The sequence below is a fragment of the Gardnerella vaginalis genome, from assembly GCF_001563665.1.
Taxonomy (GTDB): Bacteria; Actinomycetota; Actinomycetes; order Actinomycetales; family Bifidobacteriaceae; genus Bifidobacterium; species Bifidobacterium vaginale_A.
On the sequence record NZ_KQ961867.1, the window covers coordinates 112,365 to 136,951 of the forward strand.

A 24,587-nucleotide genomic window follows, 5' to 3' on the forward strand; every position below is an offset into this window, starting at 1 on the left:
CGGAAGTATTTGAGAAAATTGTAACCCAAATGTCACATGATTGGATATACTCTATCCACATACCGGAAAAGAGGACATCATCCGGGGAATGAGAGGAATCATGAAAAATACGAATGCAGGTAAATTGACTGTATTTGCAGCTGCAGCTCTTTCGCTCACCATGTTGCTTGGTGCCTGTGGTGCTGATACTGCTAACAGTGGCAATAAGTCTTTGACTGAAGAGCCAGCTGCCGGTGTTGACACTTCTTATACTGGCGAACTTCCAATGCCAGATGTCAACAAGCGTTACGACAATCCACAGACTCGCGATAACATCAAGGATGGCGGTACTTACACCGTTGCTCTTCCTGTTCTCGGTCCAAACTGGAATTACGCTTCTAACGATGGTAATTCTGGTTACATGGCTACTTTGTGGAGCTTCTACCAGCCAAATCTTATGGCTTACGACACCGTCAAGGGTGAGAAGATCAAGTACAACCCTGACTACGTCACTTCCGTCAAGAAAGTTAGCGATAATCCACTCGTCGTTCAGTACAACTTGAACCCAAAGGCTAAGTGGAACGATGGCACAGATATCGACTACACTGCTTTTAAGGCGACTTGGCAAGCTTTGAACGGAAAGAACAAGGATTATTCTGTTCCTAGCACCGAAGGTTATGATTGCATCGAGTCTGTTGAGCAAGGCTCCAGCCCTAAGCAAGTAATCGTTAAGTACAACAAGCCATGCGCTACTTGGGAAATGCTTTTCGCTCCATTAGTTCATCCAAAGGCTGGTGACGTTCAGACCTTCAACCAGGGTTGGGTTAATAAGCCTCACAATGAGTGGGGTGCAGGTCCATTCCAGATTGAGTCTGCAACTGATAACCAGGTTGTCTTCACACGCAATCCAAAGTGGTGGGGCAAGAAGGCTAAGCTCGATAAGATCGTTGTAAAGCGTATGGAAGATACTGCTGCTTTGAACGCTTTCCAGAATGGCGAAATCGATGCTGTAACCGATTCTATCTCCTATAAGGATTCTATTAAGGCTGCTCGTAGCGTTAAGGGCGCTCAGCTCCGTTACGGCTACAGCACCAAGGTTCGCGTTTTGAACTTCAATTCTCAGTCCAAGCCATTGAATGATCTTGCAGTCCGCAAGGCTGTTGTTCAGGCTTTCGATGTTACTACTTACAACAAGATTCAGTTCCAGGGCATGAACTGGAAGAGCGAACAGCCAGGTTCTGAGCTCCTTTCCATGTTCCAGGCAGGATACAAGAACAATCTCCCAGCTGAAGGCAAGTACAACGTTGCTAATGCAAAGAAGACTCTTGAAGCTGCTGGTTACAAGATGGGCTCTGATGGCTACTACGCTAAGGATGGTAAGCCACTCGAGATTTCCTTCACCTTCTTCGGTGATGACTCTACTCAGGCAGCTCTTGCTAACGCTTTCCAAGCTATGATGAAGAAGGCTGGAATCAAGTGCAAGACTGTGAACCAGGCTGTTGCTAAGTTCTCTAAGGTTGTTGCTGCTCACGATTACCAGGTACTTCCATTGGCATGGCAGTCCCAATCTCCATTGAGCTTCTTGTCTGCAGCTAGCCAGGTTTACAAGTCTGATAGCGATTCTAACTTGGGTCTTGTTGGCAACAAGGATATTGATGCCATGCTCGATAAGGTCGGCAAGACTTACGATTACAAGGAACAGACTGAGTACGCTAACAAGGCAGAATCTGAAGCTCTTGCACTGTATGGCACTCTTCCAGTTTCCGCTCCTCCTATCTATCAGGTGTTCAAGAAGGGCTTTGCTAACAATGGCCCTGCTGGTTATGCAACCACCTACCCAGAGGATATGGGCTGGCAGAAGTGAGTAAATTTGTTACAATAACTTGTAAGAATTTACTTAAGCTAATTGCTTAACTTACAGCATGTGGTGTGTGGCTTTGAGCTATGCACCACATGCTTTTATTCTTGTCTAGTTACAAAACTTAATAATTAAATAATTTTTAATCTTTTGCGAATAAGCAAAATTAAAGCAAGATAGAAATTAAAATCGAAATAAAGATAGAAATTAAAATCGAATTAAAGCAAAATTGAATTAGAGCAAGATCGAGTTAAAAATAGAAATTAAAATCGAATTAGAGCAAGATCAAGTTAAAAATCGAAATAAAGGAGAATCTAGCGCATGTATGTAAACCCAAATAAACGCAAAGATGCGAGCAATGTGCGCTGGATATTGCAATATTGCAAACCAGATATGTGGAAAGTTTGGATTTCGATTTTTCTGTTTATTATTAACGACACAATGGCAATGACAATGCCGTTACTTTCTGGCTTTATTGTAGACAAAATCATTATTGGAAAGAAGCATAATCTGCTTATTGGCGTATGCACATTGATGATAGCGATGATGATTATTCGTGTATTCTCAAGGTATATTTATCAGCTTTTGATGGAGAAATTTGGTCAAAATGCAGTGTATCGCCTTGTGAGTGACGAATATGAGAAACTTCATTCGCTTGATTTTACATACTTCAATCACACGCGTACCGGCGATATTATGAGCAGAATGACGTCTGATACGGATGCGATTCGTCACTTGCTCAGCTGGGTTTCATATATGGCGTTAGATTGCGTTGTAATGTTTATATTCGCGTTAATTATAATGACGATAATTCAGTGGCAACTTGCATTAGCGTTAATGGCTATTACTCCATTGCTGTTTTGGCTTACACGAACTCTAGGTAAAAATGCTAGGCCAAAATTCCTTGCGATTCGTGAATCTTTTGCTCGTATGAATTCTATGGTTGAAGAAAATATTGAAGGGAATCGTATCGTAAAAGCTTTCGTGCGTGAGACTTACGAAACTAAAAAATTCGATGAATGCAACGAAGACTACTTTAATCGCAATATTACGCTTGCAAAGAATACTCAAAAATATATGCCGTGGATTGACAGCATGGGATTTGTGCTTGATCTTATAACAGTTGGTTTTGGCGGATTGCTTGTTTTGAACGGGAGCATGACTTTAGGCGTATTTGTTACTTTTAACAGTTTCCTTTGGATGCTTAATATGCCTATTAGAATGTCTGGCTGGCTTATTAACGATTGGCAGCGATTTAACGCAGGATGTGTGAATATTCGCAAGCTTCTTACGCAAGAATCGCATATTGATATTTCAAAAGAAGCGGATAAAGACGTTAAAGTTAAAGGTGAAATCACTTTTGAGCATGTTGATTTTGCGTTCCCAGACGATGAAGATTCTCCTATTTTGAAAGACATTGATTTAAGAATTCCTGCTGGAAGTAAGCTTGGTATTCTTGGCGAAACTGGATCTGGAAAATCAACTCTTGTAAATCTTATTTCAAGATTTTATGATCCGACGCGCGGACGCGTTCTAATTGACGGGAAAGATGTGCGCTTGTTGCCGCTAGAAACTGTTCGTAGTGAAGTTAGTATAGTTGCGCAAGAAACTTTCCTATTTTCAGATACAATTGCCGGAAATATTAGTTTTGGTTTGGCTAAAAACAAAGAAAATTGCAAAGAATTAGATGATACTATTCGCCGAATGGCTCGTATTGCTGCTGCTGACGATTTTATTGCAAATATGCCAGATGGCTATGAAACTGTAGTAGGAGAGCGTGGAGTTGGTCTTTCTGGAGGGCAAAAGCAACGTTTAAGCTTGGCTAGGGCATTGGCGAACAATCCTGCAATTTTGATTATGGACGACACAACTTCCGCTGTAGACATGGAAACAGAAGAGCATATTCAGCAGGAGTTAAAGAAACTTGATGGCACGCGCACTGTAATCACAATCGCACACAGAATTTCATCTGTTAAAGATGCAGACATGATTGTTGTGTTAGATCATGGCGAAATCGTGGAGCGCGGAACGCACAGTGATCTTGTTGCTAAGCACGGAAGATATTGGGAGATTTACAGAAAGCAGTTGGGATTGCAAACTGGAAAGTCTGCGGGATTTGAAACTACTAAGGCGGAATAGAATATGGCTCAAAGAAACACATATCGCGAAGATGAAAGTCAAGAAGAACGTATAAATATTCATGAGCTTATGCGTATTAGAAAATACGTGAAGCCATATTCTATAAAGCTTCTATTAGTAATTATGGTAGTTATTAGCGGCAGCATAATTATGACAGCTATGCCTATGATTACAAAAATATTGATAGATGTGGTTTTGCCACAAAAAAGTTTAACGTATCTATATGTAATCATTGCAGTTTTTCTAATTCTTATTATTTTATACGAGTTAGGTTTGGCATACAGAACTTTAGCTATTACAAAAATAGGTCAGTTGATAATTAAAGATATGCGAAGAGATATTTTTACGCATGTTCAATCGTTATCTTTTGATTATTTTGATTCTCGTCCTCACGGAAAAATTTTGATTCGCATTGTAAATTATATAAACACGTTGTCGGACACTCTTTCTTCGGGCCTTATTAACGTGTTTTCTGATGTTTTCGTGCTTATTATTACGTTGATTACAATGTTTGTAATAGATTGGCGAATGGCGTTGTGGAGCTTAGTTCTGTTTCCAATATTTATAATTTGGACTCGTACTTTGCAAATTTTGCAACAAAAAGCGTCTAAAAAATTATCAAATAAGCAAAGTAATCTTAACGCGTATTTGCATGAGTCAATTGCAGGTGTAAAAACAACTCAAACTTTTGCTCGAGAAGCTGAAGCGTATGGTATTTTCCAAGGTCAGCAGTCTGAAGTAAGAAAAGCATGGATGAAGAATGTTAGATTTCAATTATTGCTTTGGCCTGGAGCGTTAATCATTGAAACTTCTGCAATATCTTTGCTCTACTATGTTGGTGTAACGAATGTGTTCTCAATGAATGTGAGCACTGGTACGCTTATAGCTTTTATTTGGTATTCAACTACTTTCTGGGAACCTGTAGTGAATATTGGTAATTTTTATACTCAACTTGTAACATGTTCTGTATATTTGGAGCGAATTTTTGAAACTTTGAGAATTAAACCAAAGATTGTAGATAGTCCTGACGCTATCGACTTGCCTAAAATTGAAGGTAAAGTAGATATAAATGATGTTGTATTCCGTTATGAGGATGACGGAAGACCGATTTTGAATCTTGTTGATTTGCATGTTAAACCAGGAACTACTGTTGCTTTGGTAGGTCCTACTGGTGCTGGAAAAACTACGATTGTAAGTCTTCTTTCAAGATTCTACGATGTTTGTGAAGGCTCAATCACTATTGACGGATATGACGTGCGTTCAGTAACTTTAGCGTCTTTACGTAAGCAGATGGGTGTTATGCTTCAAGACAGTTTTATTTTTAGTGGAACAGTTCGTGAAAACATTCGTTATGGAAAGCTTGACGCAAGTGATGAAGAAATTGAGGCTGCAGCGCGCGCAGTTCATGCACATGAGTTTATTGAAGATTTACCAGATGGTTATGATACTGAAATTGAGGAGCGTGGAGCTACTCTTTCTGCAGGTCAAAGACAGCTCATTTCATTTGCGCGCGTACTTTTGGCAGATCCGCGCATTTTAATTCTCGATGAAGCAACAAGTAATATTGATACTCGTACAGAAGAAGCTTTGCAAGCAGGATTAGCTCAGCTACTTAAAAATCGTACTTCTTTTGTAATTGCTCATAGGCTTTCTACTATTGAAAATTCTGATTTGATTTGTGTAGTAGATCATGGGGAAATTGTTGAGCGAGGTTCTCATGAAGCGCTTATGGCAGAAAAGGGATCTTATTATCGTCTTGTTAAATCACAATATGATGCGATTCGTAAAGCAATTGTTTGAGGTTGTTTGAGATTTTGTTTGTGATTGCGTGAGGTTGTTTGAGATTTTGTTTGTGATTTAGCTAGTCTATATTTATCTTAAGTTTTGCGGCGTTTTTCGCTACAAAATAGAATTTTTATTGCGCGAGTACACTTGAAAATATGAGTAAACATCATCGTGAACATAATTGGGCGCCTGCATTGGCATCGCTTAATGAAGACGAACTCTCAAATAAAGATTTGGAATTATCGCAATCTGTAGTTTCGCAATCTGCAGTTTCGCAATCTGCAGTATCGCAATCTGATTCATGGTTAAATCTAATTAAAAGCGGAGTGTCAATAGCAGACGATCACACTCATATGTTAAGTGTAGTAAATTTTGTGCACGAACTAAATTTGCAATTAGCCCAAAAAGGTCGTGATTTAATATATCAGCCAACTGCAGATGATTTAGTTGTTAAAGCAAAAGCATCAGGAGTTTCGCATATGTTAGAAGTTGGCTGCGAGTACCCAGATTGGGAGCCAACTATCTCATTTGCTAAATCACACTCGGATTGTGTTCGTGCTGCAATTGCAATACATCCAAATGAAGCAGTGTTGCATGGTCATAGAGGTACAACTGGTCCAGACGGATTGCCTGTAGTTTATAAGCCATATCATGACATACCTTTCGATGAAGCAATGCAGCATTTGCGCTCGCTTATAATCTCAAATCCGGAAGAAATAGTTGCTATTGGTGAAACAGGCTTAGATTATTTTCGTACAGGCGAACCATCTAGGTTTGCTCAACGTGAGGCTTTTCGAGATCACATATCACTTGCTAAAGAGCTTAATATGCCATTGCAAATTCACGATCGTGAGGCTCATAGTGATGTTATAGAAATTTTATTAAAAGATGGCGCTCCAGAAATGACTGTATTTCATAGTTATTCAGGTGATGCTTGCATTGCGGCTATTCTTCGTGAAAATGGCTGGTTTGCTAGTTTTTCTGGAACTATTGGGTATAAAGGTAATGAAGATTTGCGTGAATCTGCTCGTATTATTGGTCTAAATCATATTACTGTTGAAACAGATGCGCCGTATCTGACTCCGATGCCTTACCGTGGACGACCTAATGCTCCTTATATGGTTCCATATACTTTGGAAACGCTTTCCCAAGTACTCGATATTAGTCTTTCAAAAGCTGCTAAAGTAACACGAGAAAATACAGAGAAAATTTACGGATTTTAAGTGTAAAACAACTTTCAAGAATCCTTATTTTTCAACGATTTTTGAATATTTTTTGCACTATATATCTATTATTGTATACAATATCCAAGTACGAGTTAAATAAAACTGTAGATTGAATAAGGCTGTTATTATCTTCCGCATATGTGGAAATACGTCTTAGCTATGGAGGAATCTGGCATGACGAAGTCACGCATTAGTGTGCCAACGAAAGAAGGTGCAAAGGATCCTCGCAACGGTGCGAAAGATTCTACAAAAAGCTCAAAATCTGCGATTTTGCGCGCTGCATCATTTACTAAAGCGCCGAAAGTTTCGCAAAAAACGACTACTCGCGAAGAGCGCGAAGTAATAGCTCAACAGCAAGCTCAAGAAGTTAAAGAAGCAGAAAAGCTTGCTGATTCCGCTGTTCGTGGTCCGCTTGGACGTTTGTGGGCTAAGATTCAGACAAGTTCAGATAAATTCACTCTTTCAATGGCTATTGTTGCTCTTGGAGTGGTTTATGGAGATATTGGTACTTCGCCTTTGTATACTGCTCAAACATTTTTAGCTGGTCAAGGCGGATTGCAAAATATCAATCGTGAAGCTATTTTTGGAATGCTTTCTTTGGTGTTTTGGTCAATATCTTTGATTACTACAGTCAAATATGTTTTTGTTGCAATGCGCACAGATAACAAGGGTGAGGGCGGCATCTTTGCTTTGTATTCATTGATGCGTAAGCGCGGAGCTTGGCTTGCTATTCCTGCAATGATTGGTGGAGCAGCATTTTTAGCTGATTCTGTTTTAACTCCTGCAGTTTCAATATCTTCTGCAGTTGAAGGTCTTCGCACTATTGATGCGTTTAAGCCGATTTTCTTAGAAAATAGCAATTTAGCTTTGATGATTACGATTGTTATAATCGTGATTTTATTCTCTGTTCAGCAACGTGGTACAGAGAGGATTGGCAAAGTATTTGGAATCGTAGTTATGATTTGGTTTGCCTTCCTTGCGCTTGTTGGAATAATGAATATCGGAACTGATTTTGCTATTTTTGAAGCTCTTAATCCTGTTTATGGTATTAAGTTCTTATTTAGCTCTCATAATATTGCTGGCTTGGCTGTTATGGGTACTATCTTCCTTTCGACTACTGGTGCTGAAGCTTTGTATTCAGATATGGGTCATGTTGGTAGAGGGAATGTTTATGTTACTTGGCCGTTTATTAAAGTAGCGCTTATACTTAATTATTTCGGTCAAGGTTCGTGGATGTTGAAGCATCAAAGCGATAAGTCGTTATGGTCTACTGAAGGTTTGAATCCGTTCTTCCAAATGCTTGGTCCAAATTTGCGATATGTTGCTGTTGTTCTTTCTGTTACAGCTGGCATCATTGCATCTCAAGCTTTGATTACTGGTGCTTTTACTATGGTTTCTGAAGCAACAAGTTTGAATTGGATGCCTCATTTGCAAGTTCGATATCCTGCTCGTACTCGAGGTCAGCTTTATATTCCAGTTGTGAATGTTGTTTTGTGTATTTCAACTTTGACTGTGTTAGCAGTATTTCGCGATTCAGAGCATATTTCTGGTGCTTATGGTCTGGCTTTGACTATGACAATGATTGCAACAACAATTCTTCTTACTGCGCATATGTGGTATCAGAAGAAACGCGTTGGAGCGCTTGTGTTTGCAATCGGATTCTTAGTTATTGAGCTTATGTTCTTCGTGGCGTCTTTGGCTAAGTTCATGCATGGTGGCTGGTTTACTATGCTTCTTGGAGCATCGATTTTGATTATTATGCTCACTTGGAAAGATGGAACTAAGATTGAACGTTCACAGCGCTTGCATATGAAACCTAAGGATTTCTTACCTGTTTTAGATAAGTTGCATAGCGATTTCCGTATCCCTTATTTTGCGGATAATATCGTATATTTAACTTCTGATCGAGAGATGAAGCGTTTAGATACAGGTATTTTCTTCTCGATTTTTGCTGATCATCCTAAGCGTGCTAGAGCTTGGTGGGCTGTGTCTGTTGAAACTGATGATGCTCCGTTCACACGCGAGTATTGTGTTGAGAATTTTGGAACTGATTATTTGTTCCGAGTAAAAATAAAGCTTGGTTTTAAAGTTTCGCCTTCAATTCCTGCTTATTTGCATCAAATTATGCACGATCTTTCTCACACTGGAGAGTTACCTCGGCAGAAATCTGTGTATCCTAAGGTTGATGCTGATCCAGATATTGGACCAATTCGTTATGTACTTTTGCATAAAGCTTTAATGCCTGAATCTAATGTTTCAGTTCGTGGAGCTTTGTCTTTGAAGATGAAGTATGCGATTAGGCATATTGCTGGAACTCCTGTTAAGTGGTTTGGTTTAGCGCCTTACAATCCTATTGTAGAAGTTCAGCCTTTGTTTGTTTCTACTCGTAGGCCTCCGCGTTTGAATCGTGAAGACGATTCTTCTAGAGCAGTGCAGTCTTTGCAAGGTGCTTCTGCAGCTGAAATAGTTTCTGATTTGCAAAGCAATCGTCCAAGTGACGCTGAGCAAACAGCTATTATGAATGCTCGAGATATTGCTGCTGTTAATGGAACTATTGATTCTGTTGATATTCTTGATTCGCATCAAGATGGTAAGTCATCTAATGACAAGTCATCTAATGACAAGTCGTCTAACGACAAGTCATCTAATAATGTTTCTAAAGCTAGGCAATAAATATGCTTTTTAATTCTGAAATTTCTGGGAATGTTGATGGTTCTGGAGTGATATTGTCGGATATTCCTGATTTTTCTGAAGTTGAGCGATTGCACTGTGAGATTGCTCCGTCTAAATCTGCATACGATTTAATTCATGGTCATTGTGTTGTTATTGCTACTATTGCTTGGCAAATTGCGATGAATCAGAATAAGTTGTTATGCGAGAAATTGTGTAATGATAAGCACCACGATAGCAATTTGAGTTATTGTGATTCTAATCTTGAGTACTTATCCTTTATGCCGAAATCCTATGCTGATCGCGCGCTTATGGCAAGAAGTGGGATGATTTCGCTTATTGGTAATAAGACTTTGCCGAATTTTGTTGGCGGATGTGCGCCTAGTTGCTACGTTGATGAATATGCAGTCTGTATTGGTGCTTTATTGCATGATATTGGAACTTATAAATTATTGAAGGAAGATGGAACTTCTGGAACTTTAAGATTTGACGGTCCGCGTTATATTACTCATGGATTATTGGGATACAACTATTTGCTAAAGAATTCAGTTAGTGAAGATATTGCACAATTTGCGCGCAATCATACTGGCGTTGGGCTTTCTAGAGAACAAGTTAAATCACAGAATTTACCTTTGCCTGTTGATGACTATATGCCTCGCACAGTTGAGCAAGAAATTGTTATGGTTGCAGATAAATACAATAGTAAGTCAGTTCCTCCGCGATTTTTGACAGTTGAATCGTATCGACGTAAGGCAGCTCGTTTTGGTAATGCTAACTCATTGCGTTGGATGAGTTTAGTAGAAAAATATGGCGAGCCAGATGTTTATGCTTTAGCAGAGTTCTTTGGGCTTAGAGTTGATTAGATAGTTTTTATTTATTTATTTGTCTGTTTATTTGTCTGTTTGTTTATTTCTTTATTTTTTGTTGTTTAAGTTTTTGTCTGTCTGTTTGTTTTTGTTTCTTGAGTTTTCTTTATTTCTTTATTTTGTTTTATTTGTTTATTAGTTTTTTTTTACTGTTTATTTGTCTGTTTCTTGGTCTTGTTTCTTGTTTTTGCTTGTTTGTGGGGTTGGGTTGGTGTTTTTCGACACGCCGGTGTTTTGGCTTGTTTTCAGTGGTTTTGGGGTTGTTTTGTTTTTTGGGTTTGCGTTTTAGTGTGTGTTGGTGTAAGTTTATCTTTTGCTGCTCAGCGCGGCTGGTTCTCCTCGGTTGGGGTTGATGGGCCGGCTGGTGTGGTGGTGGTTTGAGAACTCAAAAGCGTGTCTGTACTACTTATTTAGTTAATTATTGCCAGTTCATTGTCAGCCTCACAGTTTGTGGGGTGCCTGAGAGATGGTTAAATGGTGGTGAGGTTTTTGTGGGATGTTTTTTCCTTAAAGAATGTCTCGTCTTTTTCTTTATTTTTTGGAGCCTAGTTTGGCTTTTCATTGAAATTTTTTTCGTGGAGGGTTCGATTCTGGCTCAGGATGAACGCTGGCGGCGTGCTTAACACATGCAAGTCGAACGGGATCTGACCAGCTTGCTGGTTGGTGAGAGTGGCGAACGGGTGAGTAATGCGTGACCAACCTACCCTATGCTCCAGAATAGCTCCTGGAAACGGGTGGTAATGCTGGATGCTCCAACTTGACGCATGTTTTGTTGGGAAAGTGTTTAGCGGCATGGGATGGGGTCGCGTCCTATCAGCTTGTAGGCGGGGTAATGGCCCACCTAGGCTTCGACGGGTAGCCGGCCTGAGAGGGCGGACGGCCACATTGGGACTGAGATACGGCCCAGACTCCTACGGGAGGCAGCAGTGGGGAATATTGCGCAATGGGGGAAACCCTGACGCAGCGACGCCGCGTGCGGGATGAAGGCCTTCGGGTTGTAAACCGCTTTTGATTGGGAGCAAGCCTTCGGGTGAGTGTACCTTTCGAATAAGCGCCGGCTAACTACGTGCCAGCAGCCGCGGTAATACGTAGGGCGCAAGCGTTATCCGGATTTATTGGGCGTAAAGAGCTTGTAGGCGGTTCGTCGCGTCTGGTGTGAAAGCCCATCGCTTAACGGTGGGTCTGCGCCGGGTACGGGCGGGCTAGAGTGCAGTAGGGGAAACTGGAATTCTCGGTGTAACGGTGGAATGTGTAGATATCGGGAAGAACACCAATGGCGAAGGCAGGTTTCTGGGCTGTTACTGACGCTGAGAAGCGAAAGCGTGGGGAGCGAACAGGATTAGATACCCTGGTAGTCCACGCCGTAAACGGTGGACGCTGGATGTGGGGCCCATTCCACGGGTTCCGTGTCGGAGCTAACGCGTTAAGCGTCCCGCCTGGGGAGTACGGCCGCAAGGCTAAAACTCAAAGAAATTGACGGGGGCCCGCACAAGCGGCGGAGCATGCGGATTAATTCGATGCAACGCGAAGAACCTTACCTGGGCTTGACATGTGCCTGATGACTGCAGAGATGTGGTTTCCTTTCGGGGCAGGTTCACAGGTGGTGCATGGTCGTCGTCAGCTCGTGTCGTGAGATGTTGGGTTAAGTCCCGCAACGAGCGCAACCCTCGCCCTGTGTTGCCAGCGGGTTATGCCGGGAACTCACGGGGGACCGCCGGGGTTAACTCGGAGGAAGGTGGGGATGACGTCAGATCATCATGCCCCTTACGTCCAGGGCTTCACGCATGCTACAATGGCCGGTACAACGGGGTGCGACATGGTGACATGGAGCTAATCCCTTAAAACCGGTCTCAGTTCGGATCGTAGTCTGCAACTCGACTACGTGAAGGCGGAGTCGCTAGTAATCGCGAATCAGCAACGTCGCGGTGAATGCGTTCCCGGGCCTTGTACACACCGCCCGTCAAGTCATGAAAGTGGGCAGCACCCGAAGCCGGTGGCCTGACCTTTTTGGAGGGAGCCGTCTAAGGTGAGGCTCGTGATTGGGACTAAGTCGTAACAAGGTAGCCGTACCGGAAGGTGCGGCTGGATCACCTCCTTTCTACGGAGTTTTTGTGCACGCTCGGTTTGAGTGTGGTTACTGGTGTGGAAAACAATAGTTGATGTTTTTATGTGAGTGGTTTAGGCATGTTTTTGGGTTCCCGGATTGCCACCCCCCTTGTTTTGGGGTTGTAGTCTGTGACTCATGGGATTACGGGTTGGTGTTTTACTGGCTCGTGTTTCGTGGTGTTGTGGTGGTTTGAGAACTGGATAGTGGACGCGAGTAAGAATACGAAACTTTTTGTTTTGTTTTTTTGCTTTTATCAATTTCAACCGGCTCCATTTTGGTGGAGTCGTCTTGATCGTTTTATGATCGTTTAGTGTGATGATTAGTTGTCTAGAGTATTTTGCTGGTAGGTCTTATTAGTGTGTATTACTGGTAAGGGCGTATGGTGGATGCCTTGGTAGACAGGACCGATGAAGGACGTGACGGGCTGCGATATGCCTCGGGGAGCTGCCGAGTGGGCTTTGATCCGAGGATTTCCGAATGGGGAGACCCGGCCATTGTTATGAGTGGTCACCACAGTTTTGTGGGGGGTACGCAGGGAAGTGAAACATCTTAGTACCTGCAGGAAAGGATACTCCGTTAGTAGTGGCGAGCGAAAGCGGATGAGGCTAAACCGGGTGCGTGTGATAACCGTCAGGTGTTGCGTGCTCGGGGTCGTGGGATTGATTGTTCAGCCTCTGACGGGGTTGAGAAGAGTGATAAAATGTCGTGTTATGTGAATGGGATTGAATTCCCAGCCGTAGAGGGTGATGGCCCCGTAGCAAGTCGTGCGATGTCTCTTTATGTTTATTCCCAAGTAGCGCGGGCCTCGTGGAATCCCGCGTGAATCTGCCCAGACCGTTGGGTAAGCCTAAGTATTCCTGTCTGACCGATAGTGTACTAGTACCGTGAGGGAAAGGTGAAAAGCACCCCGGGAGGGGAGTGAAATAGTTCCTGAAACCGTGCGCTTACAATCCGTCGGAGCCTTTTTATGGGGTGACGGCGTGCCTATCGAAAAATGAGTCTGCGAGTCAGTGGTATGTGGCGAGGCTAACCCGGGTGGGGGAGCCGTAGCGAAAGCGAGTTTTAAAAGGCGTTTGAGTCGCATGTCCTGGACCCGAAGCGGGATGATCTAGCCCTGAGCAGGTTGAAGCGCGGGTAAGACCGTGTGGAGGACCGAACCCACCTAGGTTGAAAACTGGGGGGATGACTTGGGGTTAGGGGTGAAAGGCCAATCAAATTCCGTGATAGCTGGTTCTCTCCGAAATGCATTTAGGTGCAGCGTCATGTTATTGCTTGCAGGGGGTAGAGCTACTGGATGCTTGCGGGCCCATACCGGGTACTAATAGCAGCCAAACTCCGAATACCTGTTAGGTTTATCATGGCAGTGAGTCGGCGGGGGATAAGCTCCGTCGTCAAAAGGGAAACAGCCCTGATCGTCGTCTAAGGTCCCTAAGCGTGTGCTAAGTGGGAAAGGATGTGGAGTCGCATAGACAGCCAGGAGGTTGGCTTAGAAGCAGCCACCCTTGAAAGAGTGCGTAACAGCTCACTGGTCTAGTGGTTCCGCGCCGACAATGTAGCGGGGCTTAAGCACGCCACCGAAGACGCGACTGTGTGATTTTTTCACGCGGGGTAGGAGAGCGTCCTGTATGAGGTGAAGCGGCCGTGTGAACGTGTCGTGGATTATACGGGAGTGAGAATGCAGACATGAGTAGCGAGAGACAGGTGTGAATCCTGTCCGCTGAATGACTAAGGGTTCCGGGGCCACGTTCGTCGTCCCCGGGTGAGTCGAGTCCTAAGGCGAGGCCGACAGGCGTAGTCGAATGGATGAACGGGTTGATATTCCCGTACCGGTGTTACACCGTTCGAACTGAATCTGAGAGTACTAACCTTCGTTTTATTATCTGGTTTCCTTTCGGGGTTGTTAGATGGTTTAATGTTGGGACTGTATCGGTAGTAGGTTAGCGTGGGAGTGACGCGGGTAGGTAGCCGGCTGCGGAGGTGGTTTTCCGTGGCTAAGCGTGTGGGCTGTCCTCTAGGTAAATCCGGGGGATGTTAAGCTGAGGCGTGATGGGTAGGCTGTAAGGCTGATTCCGGTGATCCTGCTTGCCAAGAAAAGCTTCAACGTGAGGTGTGATTCCGCTCGTACCCTAAACCGACACTGGTGGTCTGGTAGAGTATACCGAAGCGATCGGGCGAATCCTGGCCAAGGAACTCGGCAAATTACTCCCGTGCCTTCGGCATAAGGGAGACCCCTGATGGTGATATGGTTTCACATTGTTGAGCTGTTGGGGGTGGCACAAGCTAGGGGGTAGCGACTGTTTACCAAAAACACAGGAGCGTGCGAAGGCGTAAGCCGCTGTATACGCTCTGACGCCTGCCCGGTGCCGGAAGGTTAAGAGGATCCGTTAGCCCTCGGGTGAAGCGGTGAATTTAAGCCCCGGTAAACGGCGGTGGTAACTATAACCATCCTAAGGTAGCGAAATTCCTTGTCGGGTAAGTTCCGACCTGCACGAATGGCGTAACGACTTCCCCACTGTCTCGGCCAGGAGCCCGGCGAAATTGCAGTACGAGTAAAGATGCTCGTTAAGCGCAGAAGGACGAAAAGACCCCGGGACCTTTACTATACCTTGGTATTGTCGTTAGGTGTGGATCGTGTAGCATAGGCGGGAGGCTGTGAAGCGTGGGCGCTAGCTTGCGTGGAGTCGTAAGGTGAAATACCGCTCTTTCCATATCTGGCGTCTAACCTCAACATGTTATCCGTGTTAGGGACAGTGCCTGGCGGGTAGTTTAACTGGGGCGGTTGCCTCCTAAAGAGTAACGGAGGCGCTCAATGGTCCGCTCAGCCCGGTTGGCAATCGGGTGTTGAGTGTAATCGCACAAGCGGGCTTGACTGTGAGACTGACGGGTCGAGCAGGGACGAAAGTCGGAGATAGTGATCCGGTGCCGGCGTACGGACGTGGCATCGCTCAACGGATAAAAGGTACCCCGGGGATAACAGGCTGATCATTCCCAAGAGTCCATATCGACGGGATGGTTTGGCACCTCGATGTCGGCTCGTCGCATCCTGGGGCTGGAGCAGGTCCCAAGGGTTCGGCTGTTCGCCGATTAAAGCGGCACGCGAGCTGGGTTCAGAACGTCGTGAGACAGTTTGGTCTCTATCCTCTGCGCTCGTTGGAATGTTGAAGAGGCCTGCCCATAGTACGAGAGGACCTGGGTGGACAAACCTCTGGTATGCCGGTCGTCACGCCAGTGGCGCTGCCGGTTAGCTACGTTTGGAAGGGATAACCGCTGAAAGCATCTAAGCGGGAAGCCTGCTCTAAGATTAGCATTCCTTACACTTTTGTGTGTGAACCCCCATGTAGAACACGTGGTTGATAGGCTGGATGTGGAAGCCCTGTGAGGGGTGGAGCTGACCAGTACTAATGGGTGATTGTAATATACTTTAAATTTAAGGTTTAAACAGTTTAATGTTTTAGACGCTTGGAGTGTTAAACGTTTCTGCGGTTAAGATTGTTGAGATTGATTTAAGTTATACTCGCGTTCATGTCCGGTTCCCAAACCGTCACTTTCCACTCATTAAGTGAGTGTATAATATAGTTTTGCGGTGGTCATGGCTCAGGTGAGACGCCCGGTCCCATTCCGAACCCGGAAGCTAAGGCCTGACACGGTGAGGGTACTGCACTCGATAGGGTGTGGGAGACTAGCACGCTGCCGCATTATTCTTTTAACGGGGAGTCACTTGACTCCCCGTTTTCTTATATTACTTTAAACACTATTAGTCTTTACTACTTTAAACACTTTATGGTTTAGCTGTTTAAACACTCTTAACACTATTACTTTAAACACTTTTTGGTTTACTATTAACCCCTATAATCCCTATTATTTAAACACTTTGGGGAATAACCCGGAATAACCCGCTTTTTAACCTGAAAGTAATAGGTTACAAGGGATTTACAAGGGATTGTAAGCAAAAAAGTAGAGTTTAATGTTATAAACCAAAGTTCATAAAATAAAAAAATAAAAACCTCACAATTAAAAGCCTAAACAATGAACACGTTATAAACACTCGAAACGCTAGTCTTCGAAACGCTAGTCTTCGCTTATAACACGTTTTATAGACCGGCTTATAAGTTGAGCAGTCTTATAAGTTAAGCACGGTTTATGAGTTAAATTAAAAACCCCGGGGCTTTAGTCCCAGGGTTTCTAACTAAAAGAGAAGAAGAAAATTAAATTATATTAAACACAACTCAAAACATTAAACTCAATGATTTAAATCCTATTAAAAATAAAACCACACTATCCTGAACAAAAGAATACCAAACCCTTAAAAAACCCTGAAAAAACGGTATTTTTATTATAAGTTAGTATAAAATCATCGTATTTGACTATTTCTTATGCTATTTTTAGTGCACAGTCTTGAACATATGTGAGAATTGCTATTATGACTAAAGCGATTTTGAATACAACTGAAGGAAAGATTGAAATAAATCTCTTCGATGATAAAGCTCCAAATACTGTTAAAAATTTCATTGGATTAGCGACTGGAGCTATAGCTTGGGAAGATCCATATACTCATAAAAAATCGCATGAACCATTTTATAATGGTCTGCTTTTCCATCGTATTATTAAGGATTTTATGATTCAAGGCGGTTGCCCATTAGGTAATGGTACTGGTGGACCTGGTTATGAATTTGATGATGAGATTGATCCTTCTGAAACCTTCGACAAGCCTTATTTGTTTGCTATGGCAAATGCAGGAAAATATCGTGACGCTGACGGTAGTGTTCATGGTACGAATGGTTCTCAATTCTTTATAACCACTGTTCCTACTCCTTGGCTTAACGGTCATCATACTATTTTCGGCGTTGTAAGTAATGAAGATTCACGCAAGGTAGTTGATGCGATTCAAAATTGTCCTACTGATTCTACTGATTTCCCGATAGAACCGATTGGTATAATTTCAGTAGATATTGTGGAATAATTTTTTGAATTTTGAATTTTGAATTTTTTAAAAATTTAAAGCTACTCTGTATTTTTGCTATTAGCTCGTATAGGTTTATATTCGTTAAGCTTGAGTTATATATGCGTTTCAAGTAAGAGTAGCTTTTTGTTTTTTTTTGTTTTTGTTTTTTGCTGTGTATTTGTTGTATTTTTCCGTTGTGTTTTGTTTCCTAAAAAGTGTGTACAAAAGTAGTGTGTTGTTAGCATAAAAGTAGTGTGTTGTTAGCATATTGTGTTCATCTTTCGCGTGATCAGCTATGAATTTGCTAATGGGACACCGTTTGCCAAGCACTGCTAGTATTCGATAATAGCTGTTATTACTGCATTTCTTTCCAACTGTTCATATTGACTAGCTATGTCGTTGCCGCATGCGCTACAAACGTGATTATTGCAAGACTTGTTCTTCATGCATGATTTTTAAGCATGTAGTAGACCTGCCAACGCTTGAAATAAGAACAACGCTTGAAATAAGAACATAAACAAGAAATTCTGTACACAAATTTTGGGGAATAACCCGAAATGCGTGTACACACTTTTAGGAAATAACACTGTGTTTTACTTTTATTTTCCTTTCTTTTTGTAATTTTGTTTTCTCTTTGCTTTTATGCACTTTATTAGTTTATTTAGTATTACTATTTGTACTTTTCTTTATTATTCGCTTTTTCTTTATTACTTACTTTTCTTGGTTTTCTTGCCTTTCTTTACATTGCTATGCATGTAATCTTGATAATTTTCAGGCAAATTTGGTCCGTTAATGGATTGGCCATCGTATTCGCATGGTCGAGCGAATTCCGGCATTTCGTCATCTTGTATTTCTGAGTTTTGATCAGTTTCATCTTTATTAGAGTTGCGCAGCTTTTCTGCAGCTTCATACCCTATAAAGCATTGCTTTTCCCATTCTTCAGAATATAAAGGGTTCTCTTTATGTCTTCTTCGTTCTTTAGTCTCTTCGTAAAATCTGTACCAAGCTAATATCAATTGTGTGTTTAATCTTGTTTGTAAAGTGATTACTTTTGCAGCTGATAAGTCATTTGTTAATGATTTCCGCAAAGAAATAAATATATCTACTATTATTTGTATGCATCTATTTTTTTCTTTAGGATCTTTGGTTGAAAATATCTTTCTTGCTAATTTGTCATCTTTTGATATTTTGATTCTGATATTTTTGTTATCGTGCATAGCGTATTTCTCTCTACGTAATGTTTTCGTGCAATATAATTTAAAACATAGGTTTCAAAGTGATAATAAATTATATTTATTGGCTGTATAAGAATCGAAAAACTAGAATAATTGCTATATAGCAGGGTAGGCCTTGTAATAAGTTTTCATATAACTTTTGAGTATGATATCTTCGCAATATTTGTTTTCTTCATGAGGCATTCGTGTTATACGCCATGGCATTTCTGTAATTACTCTGTTATATAAAGTCAGACCCGAACAGTTCTTTAGCTTTTTGCTCACAGTGTCTATGAGTTTTAGTTGAGATTTGTTGAGAGGATGTTCTCGTTCATACAAAGACATTATTAAACATCCTCTGTGTATTATGACTTTATCTCTATACCTATTGAATAGTTCTAAAGATACTGGTCCATTATCCCATGCTTCAAAGTCCTCATAAAAGAGTTCTCTATCTGTTGTGGCAAGGCTATGAGCTTGGGCATAGTATGTTAATTTTTGCAATCTCATTGTTGTCATGGTTCCGAGATTGTCTAATATGCGGTTAGCAACGTTTATAATAGACATGTTTAGCTCCCTTGCTGGAAACGTCTAATGTAAAAATCATAGAAATTCATAAAATATGCAAATGTATTTTTCTGTAAAAAGTACATTAGCTATTTATTATTCTCTATGATGCTCTTATCGATTTCATCAATGAAATTAATAAGGTTATGCGATTTATTATACTGAAAAATTACATTTTACAATAGTATTTTCTATATATACTATTAAATTTTTCTTAGAACTGTTACGACCTTTCCCATTATCGTTGCGTTGGTTCCGTCTATAGGAGAATATGTTGGATTGTGTGGTATCAGCCAGACGTGTCCGTTATCGTTTCTTAATGTTTTAACTGTAGCTTCGTTATCAAGTAGTGCTGCAACTATATCTCCGTTGTTAGCGTCATGCTGTTCTCGTACAACAACGTAATCTCCATCGCATATAGCTGCGTCGATCATGGAATCGCCATGTACTTCTAACATAAAGAGGTTTCCTGATCCTGTTAATCTCTCTGGAAGACGCATTACATCGTCAATATGCTGTTCTGCTGTTATTGGCGTTCCTGCTGCAATTCTCCCAACGAGTGGCACGTCATGTGATGTTTGTATGCTTTCGCTTTCATACATATCTACGTCAATGCCTAGTGAGGGTGTTGGAGTTAATTTATTTAATTGGCTTGTTTGAGTATTGTTGATAACCTCGATGGCTCTTCCCTTGTTCGCGCTAATGCGAATAAGTCCCTTAGTTTCTAGAGCTTTTAGTTGATGCTTAACAGAAGATGTGCTACGCAGTCCAACTATTTCGCCGATTTCTCGGAATGAAGGTGGGAAACCATGAGCGATTATATTTCGCTGTATGGCATCCATAATTTTTTTCTGTCGTTCGGTCAGTGAGACGGCATTATCTTCCGGAAAATCATCTTGTTTAGTGTTTTCGTCGTTCATGGTCGCTCCTTTCAATGTTTATAGTAGCGCATGTTTAATAAAAAATCAAACATCTGTTCGACACGCCGTTGCATATTTTTTGAGAATGTGTAATTATTAAAACACTTGTTCGATAGAACAAATGTTCACAAAGAAGATTGTATGGAAGGAGAAACGTATGAACAAGATATCTGGTGTGCGCTCAGTAAAGAGAAGCAGAGTTGTTAAAAAGTATTTTATTTCGCGAATTAGCGTGGTGCTTTTAGCTATTTTTGCCATATGGTTAGTCGCTTTTCCTAAAGTTACTGCTTCGGCTACTACAGAAAAGCTTGTTTCTTACACAGTAAGACCTGGTGACACTTTATGGGGGTATGCAAAATCAATAAATGATGGCGGAGATATTTCTGATGATGTAGAGCGTTTAATGGAGATAAATCATCTTTCTTCATATGATCTACAAGTTGGTCAGATTATTAACGTACCAGTTATAGAAAAATGATTTAAGTGCTTTTTTATTGTATTGCTAGATTGCATACGAATTATTCTTCTGTATGAGATTTGGGTCAGTTGTGTACAGAGTTTTTTGAACATGTAAAAGTCAACTAATAACTATGAATTGGGGGAATTATAATGAGTTGTGATAATAACGATTTGAATCGCGTAGATAGTTGTCAGTGCTTTGGATGTAAAAGCAATGATGAAAGTTTTGGCAATGACTATCCAAATGCTATTGATAGTTCGGAAAATGTAATAGTTGAAATAAACCAATATATGGATATAGGTATAAAAAATAAGGATAGGAATTGTATTAAGGATTTTGGCGATTCAATTTATTCAAAAGTTCCTATGAATATTGAGCTTCATATGAATGTTGATGCTATGAAATATATTTACGCTCGTTTGGCTGATAGTCAATTTGCTGCTATGAGATTACGGGATCTTTTACGCGAATGTATAGAAGAGTGTACTAATTCCTACTATTGTCAAAGAGATGATTCTGGTTGTATGAATCGTGAGGATGATTCTTTATCTTGTTATTCATTATTGTCAAAAAGTGGGGATTGTGGCTCTGCTAATTTAGATGGAACTGACGGGTGTAATCGAGAGTATGTTGTGTTTTGTTCGTGTGTTGTCTAGTGCAAAATAGATTTAAGCTGGTTGTTTATTATCAGTTTATATTTATGCATTTTTCAAGATGCAATACCATGCTTTTGGTTATAGCTTATGTTTCGAAGATCGCTTGTATTGTAACTCGCAAATTGCTATTGCTTACTGGCGCTCGTTTTGATCGTTAGCAAATGCTGTGTGATGTAATCAAAGTATCTTGCTTTTGACTTATAAAATCTAAGTTGACTAATTCTTTTTAAGAATATTAGTTAGTTTAGCTTTAGATGCTTTTTGCCTATAATCACGCTTTTGTGTACGACCGAAATAACTCAAATTTTTGCCTATAGCACTAAATTTTGGGGAATAACCCACATTTTGGGGAATAACCCAAATTTTGCAGCTTATCCGTTGATAACTCTAACCCAGACCTATAAACCCAGATAATATGTGAGGCGAATATCATCATAGACATTCGCCTCACAGGACATCATCTTGCGCATTCGTAAAAGCATCAATGCAATACGAACGCATTATTAAGTGGAATGATGGTCACTTTTGCAGGTAACCAACGCGAGTAAGTATACTCATAGCACTGTATTTCCAGCCAGTGGAGCGTGTTATATGGTGTGTGCAAAACATGTTCACATTTGCAATTGCAATCGTCTGTGTGGAGCATAGAAGTGTTTGTGGTTCTGAGAGTGTGTGCGGTTGTGAAGAATGTTTATGCTGATGAAGAGCGTGTTCATCATAAAAGTATTTGTGGTGTTAATGCGTGAATGGTGTTAATGCGTGTATGGTGCTGAGAGTGTGCATAGCGTGAGAGCGTGCATGGTGTGAGAGTACGTACTGTATAAAAGCATGGCGGTTGTGAAGGCTTGCTCGGCGTAAAAGTGTTTACTGTATTAACGCTTGTATGGTGCTGAAGGCTTGCGTGGCGTAAAAGTGTTTACTGTGTTAAAAGCGTGTCAGTGTTGGAAAGTGTTTGCAGTGTTATTGAAAGCGTGTGAAGCATAAAAGTGTTTGCAGTGGTATTTAATTTAGTTGCGTGGCTATTGTTCTAGGTGCTTAAGTGCGGTTAGTTAAAACGCAGCTGAAAAAGTATTGAATTATATAGACTCTTATGCTGAATCTTGTGACTTGTGATTAGTGACTTGTGATTAGTAATTAGCTACTAGTGATCAATAATTATTGATTAGTAATTATTGATTAGTAATTATTGATTAGTAATCACTAATTAGATATTAGCGATTAGCTACCGGTAATTAGCGATTATCGATTAGCAATTAGGATTGTGCACTTGATTTGTTTTGTTTCAAATCTTCAATGGCTTTTTCAAAATCTTTAAGGCCGGTGAAGTTTTGATATACACTTGCAAATCTTAAATAAGCGACTTCATCTAATTCTCGTAAAGGTTGTAAAATGGCTTTTCCAACTTCTTCGGATGTAACTTGCGCTAGTCCGCGCGCCCTTAAATCTGCTTCAACTCTCATTCCTAGAGTTTTAAGCGCTTCAGAATCAATAGGTCTGCCCTGGCATGCTTTGCTTACGCCAGCAACTACTTTTGACCTATCAAATGGTTCTACTGATCCAGACCTTTTCATGACAAGAAGTTGTGTAGTTTCTACAGTCGTGAATCGGTTGCCGCACATTTGGCATTCACGACGACGGCGTATAGAATAGCCATCTTCGCTGATTCTGGTGTCAATAACTTTTGTGTCAGAATTTTTACAAAAAGGACAATGCATAAGATAAGCATACTAGAAATTATGAGAAATTTAATATAGTTATACCAATAAAATAGTTTTAATTTATTAAATTATTAAAATTTTGGTTAAAACTTCATAAATTCTGAATTATTTTATGTTATTTTTCATAATTTTGTGATTGAGAAATTGGATTTTATTGCATAAGAACTTAGAAGATTATGTGAGCTATGGCTCATGGATAGTAATTTTGTTATGCTTGCGCTGTGCGAATTATTGTTGCTGATTGTAGTGCTGAATACTCAGGTCGTCTTAATGCTTCGCTCCCAGCTGCGAAACGTGTTCTGCTTATTAAAGCAGATGGTAGCGTATTGATCTTTTCAGAATTAGGTTCTTATAAACCTCTTAATTGGATGGCTGCTCCATGCACTACGCGTGTGGAGCATGTTGCTCAAGGGATGAGATCAAATAATAACAACGTGGAAAATGATAGAAACAATATGAAGGAAATTTCTGGAGCTGGAGTTTCTGGAGCTCTGGTTTCTGAAGGTGAAATTTCTGGAGATGAGGTTACTGGAGCTGGAGTTAATGAAGATCGGGTTTCTGGAGATGTGGTTAATGATTCTTCTTATAAAGTTAAAGGTGATGAAGACGATCTGAGAATATCTGAAAATCTTTATGATGATTGTAATTTTTGTGATGGTGATGTGTTAAAAGTTGCTGCAAAAAAAGGCAAGGATCTATTAACAATTATTTTGCATCACGTTTATGATGATCAGTCGCATGATCTTGGTGAAGATCCAGGTCTTATTAAAGATGGTGTTGAAGATCATTTACAACGTTATTTAGCAGAACAAATTGAAAGAATAGGTAAAGGTGCTTCGTTAATTAGGCGAGAATATCCTACAGCAATAGGTCCTGTGGATATTATGGCTGTTGATGCTGATGGAGTGCATGTAGCAATAGAGATTAAACGTCATGGTGGAATAGATGGAGTTGAACAACTTACTAGATATTGCGAACTGTTGAATCGTGATCCATTATTAAAACCTGTACGAGGAGTTTTTGCAGCACAAACCATTACTCCGCAAGCAAGAGTATTGGCGCAAGATCGCGGTTTTACATGCCTAATACTTGACTATGATGACATGCGAGATACAAAATCTAACGAGTTGCGTTTATTTTAATTTATGTGCGCTCGCGGAATTACAGGTTGTGTGTGTTGTGCGTATGCGCCTGAGAGTGTGATGCAATGTGTGCAATGTGCGCAATGTGTGCGATTGCTTGCTTTGGTGATTGCATGATTGTGTGGTGTGCATTATATGCATACGCTCGTGTGGTTGAGTGATATACGTAATTGAGAATTTCGTATATGTGCTCACGCGATGTGCGTTTGATACCTGTGATTGTGCATTGTGCGATTACTTGCTTAGATGATTGTGTTATATAAGTGATTGCGTGATTCTGTGCTGTTATGTGTGCGCTCGCGGGATTGCACACAACCGTCATGATAATGCATTCGTGT

At 41.0% G+C, this 24,587-nt stretch carries 14 protein-coding genes and 3 rRNA genes; 13 read left to right on the plus strand and 4 right to left on the minus strand.

Annotation, left to right across the window (positions count from 1 at the left end):
• The first annotated feature begins 100 nt into the window (after positions 1 to 100).
• From HMPREF3230_RS03995 to HMPREF3230_RS04045, 10 genes are all read left to right on the plus strand, one after another.
• Positions 101 to 1,843 carry an ABC transporter family substrate-binding protein gene (locus tag HMPREF3230_RS03995; RefSeq protein ID WP_075523659.1) on the plus strand — a complete coding sequence of 581 codons (1,743 nt, stop codon included), beginning with the start codon at positions 101 to 103 and terminating at the stop codon, positions 1,841 to 1,843.
• 315 nt (positions 1,844 to 2,158) lie between these two features.
• Positions 2,159 to 3,976 carry an ABC transporter ATP-binding protein gene (locus HMPREF3230_RS04000; protein WP_075523660.1) on the plus strand — a complete coding sequence of 606 codons (1,818 nt, stop codon included), beginning with the start codon at positions 2,159 to 2,161 and terminating at the stop codon, positions 3,974 to 3,976.
• Positions 3,977 to 3,979: 3 nt separating this feature from the next.
• Complete coding sequence (locus tag HMPREF3230_RS04005) at positions 3,980 to 5,776, plus strand: ABC transporter ATP-binding protein (protein WP_075523661.1); 1,797 nt, start codon at positions 3,980 to 3,982, stop codon at positions 5,774 to 5,776.
• Between the two features lie 140 nt (positions 5,777 to 5,916).
• Positions 5,917 to 6,984, plus strand: coding sequence for a TatD family hydrolase (locus HMPREF3230_RS04010; RefSeq protein ID WP_082266276.1), 1,068 nt, complete (start codon positions 5,917 to 5,919; stop codon positions 6,982 to 6,984).
• 177 nt (positions 6,985 to 7,161) lie between these two features.
• Positions 7,162 to 9,660, plus strand: coding sequence for a KUP/HAK/KT family potassium transporter (locus HMPREF3230_RS04015; protein WP_075523662.1), 2,499 nt, complete (start codon positions 7,162 to 7,164; stop codon positions 9,658 to 9,660).
• Positions 9,661 to 9,662: 2 nt separating this feature from the next.
• Entirely contained in the window at positions 9,663 to 10,520 is an 858-nt protein-coding gene (locus HMPREF3230_RS04020; RefSeq protein WP_075523663.1) for an HD domain-containing protein, read from the plus strand.
• A gap of 575 nt (positions 10,521 to 11,095) precedes the next feature.
• Positions 11,096 to 12,621: ribosomal RNA gene (locus tag HMPREF3230_RS04025) — 16S ribosomal RNA — on the plus strand.
• A gap of 367 nt (positions 12,622 to 12,988) precedes the next feature.
• Positions 12,989 to 16,052: ribosomal RNA gene (locus HMPREF3230_RS04035) — 23S ribosomal RNA — on the plus strand.
• Positions 16,053 to 16,209: 157 nt separating this feature from the next.
• A 5S ribosomal RNA gene (gene rrf, locus HMPREF3230_RS04040) occupies positions 16,210 to 16,326 on the plus strand.
• Together the 16S, 23S and 5S rRNA genes form the textbook arrangement of a ribosomal RNA operon.
• A gap of 724 nt (positions 16,327 to 17,050) precedes the next feature.
• Complete coding sequence (locus HMPREF3230_RS04045) at positions 17,051 to 17,590, plus strand: peptidylprolyl isomerase (RefSeq protein WP_075523665.1); 540 nt, start codon at positions 17,051 to 17,053, stop codon at positions 17,588 to 17,590.
• Positions 17,591 to 18,279: 689 nt separating this feature from the next.
• Here HMPREF3230_RS04045 and HMPREF3230_RS04055 read toward each other — a convergent pair.
• From HMPREF3230_RS04055 to lexA, 3 genes are all read right to left on the minus strand, one after another.
• Entirely contained in the window at positions 18,280 to 18,789 is a 510-nt protein-coding gene (locus tag HMPREF3230_RS04055; protein ID WP_075523667.1) for a hypothetical protein, read from the minus strand.
• A 114-nt stretch (positions 18,790 to 18,903) separates the two neighbouring features.
• Positions 18,904 to 19,353, minus strand: a complete 450-nt coding sequence (locus tag HMPREF3230_RS04060; RefSeq protein ID WP_075523668.1) for a Panacea domain-containing protein — start codon at positions 19,351 to 19,353, stop codon at positions 18,904 to 18,906.
• Between the two features lie 203 nt (positions 19,354 to 19,556).
• Positions 19,557 to 20,273, minus strand: coding sequence for a transcriptional repressor LexA (lexA, locus tag HMPREF3230_RS04065; protein WP_075523669.1), 717 nt, complete (start codon positions 20,271 to 20,273; stop codon positions 19,557 to 19,559).
• A gap of 157 nt (positions 20,274 to 20,430) precedes the next feature.
• Between lexA and HMPREF3230_RS04070 the strand changes: the two genes are divergently transcribed.
• The gene (locus HMPREF3230_RS04070) at positions 20,431 to 20,751 is read left to right on the plus strand and encodes a LysM peptidoglycan-binding domain-containing protein (protein ID WP_075523670.1); all 321 of its coding nucleotides are present in this window, start codon (positions 20,431 to 20,433) and stop codon (positions 20,749 to 20,751) included.
• 131 nt (positions 20,752 to 20,882) lie between these two features.
• Complete coding sequence (locus HMPREF3230_RS04075) at positions 20,883 to 21,389, plus strand: hypothetical protein (protein WP_075523671.1); 507 nt, start codon at positions 20,883 to 20,885, stop codon at positions 21,387 to 21,389.
• Positions 21,390 to 22,642: 1,253 nt separating this feature from the next.
• On the opposite strand, the gene nrdR is transcribed toward HMPREF3230_RS04075, so the two are convergent.
• The gene (nrdR, locus tag HMPREF3230_RS04080) at positions 22,643 to 23,104 is read right to left on the minus strand and encodes a transcriptional regulator NrdR (protein ID WP_075523672.1); all 462 of its coding nucleotides are present in this window, start codon (positions 23,102 to 23,104) and stop codon (positions 22,643 to 22,645) included.
• A 224-nt stretch (positions 23,105 to 23,328) separates the two neighbouring features.
• On the opposite strand from nrdR, the gene nucS reads away from it, so the two are divergent.
• Entirely contained in the window at positions 23,329 to 24,249 is a 921-nt protein-coding gene (gene nucS, locus HMPREF3230_RS04085) for an endonuclease NucS (protein ID WP_075523673.1), read from the plus strand.
• The last annotated feature ends 338 nt before the right edge of the window (positions 24,250 to 24,587 follow it).

Coding starts and splice junctions, on each gene's coding strand:
- HMPREF3230_RS04060 (WP_075523668.1), bottom strand. CDS start 19,353: ATGTCTATTATAAACGTTGCTAACCGCATATTAGACAATCTCGGAACC.
- HMPREF3230_RS04020 (WP_075523663.1), top strand. CDS start 9,663: ATGCTTTTTAATTCTGAAATTTCTGGGAATGTTGATGGTTCTGGAGTG.
- nrdR (WP_075523672.1), bottom strand. CDS start 23,104: ATGCATTGTCCTTTTTGTAAAAATTCTGACACAAAAGTTATTGACACC.
- HMPREF3230_RS04000 (WP_075523660.1), top strand. CDS start 2,159: ATGTATGTAAACCCAAATAAACGCAAAGATGCGAGCAATGTGCGCTGG.
- HMPREF3230_RS04015 (WP_075523662.1), top strand. CDS start 7,162: ATGACGAAGTCACGCATTAGTGTGCCAACGAAAGAAGGTGCAAAGGAT.
- HMPREF3230_RS04075 (WP_075523671.1), top strand. CDS start 20,883: ATGAGTTGTGATAATAACGATTTGAATCGCGTAGATAGTTGTCAGTGC.
- HMPREF3230_RS04070 (WP_075523670.1), top strand. CDS start 20,431: ATGAACAAGATATCTGGTGTGCGCTCAGTAAAGAGAAGCAGAGTTGTT.
- HMPREF3230_RS04055 (WP_075523667.1), bottom strand. CDS start 18,789: ATGCACGATAACAAAAATATCAGAATCAAAATATCAAAAGATGACAAA.
- HMPREF3230_RS04045 (WP_075523665.1), top strand. CDS start 17,051: ATGACTAAAGCGATTTTGAATACAACTGAAGGAAAGATTGAAATAAAT.
- HMPREF3230_RS03995 (WP_075523659.1), top strand. CDS start 101: ATGAAAAATACGAATGCAGGTAAATTGACTGTATTTGCAGCTGCAGCT.
- HMPREF3230_RS04005 (WP_075523661.1), top strand. CDS start 3,980: ATGGCTCAAAGAAACACATATCGCGAAGATGAAAGTCAAGAAGAACGT.
- HMPREF3230_RS04010 (WP_082266276.1), top strand. CDS start 5,917: ATGAGTAAACATCATCGTGAACATAATTGGGCGCCTGCATTGGCATCG.
- lexA (WP_075523669.1), bottom strand. CDS start 20,273: ATGAACGACGAAAACACTAAACAAGATGATTTTCCGGAAGATAATGCC.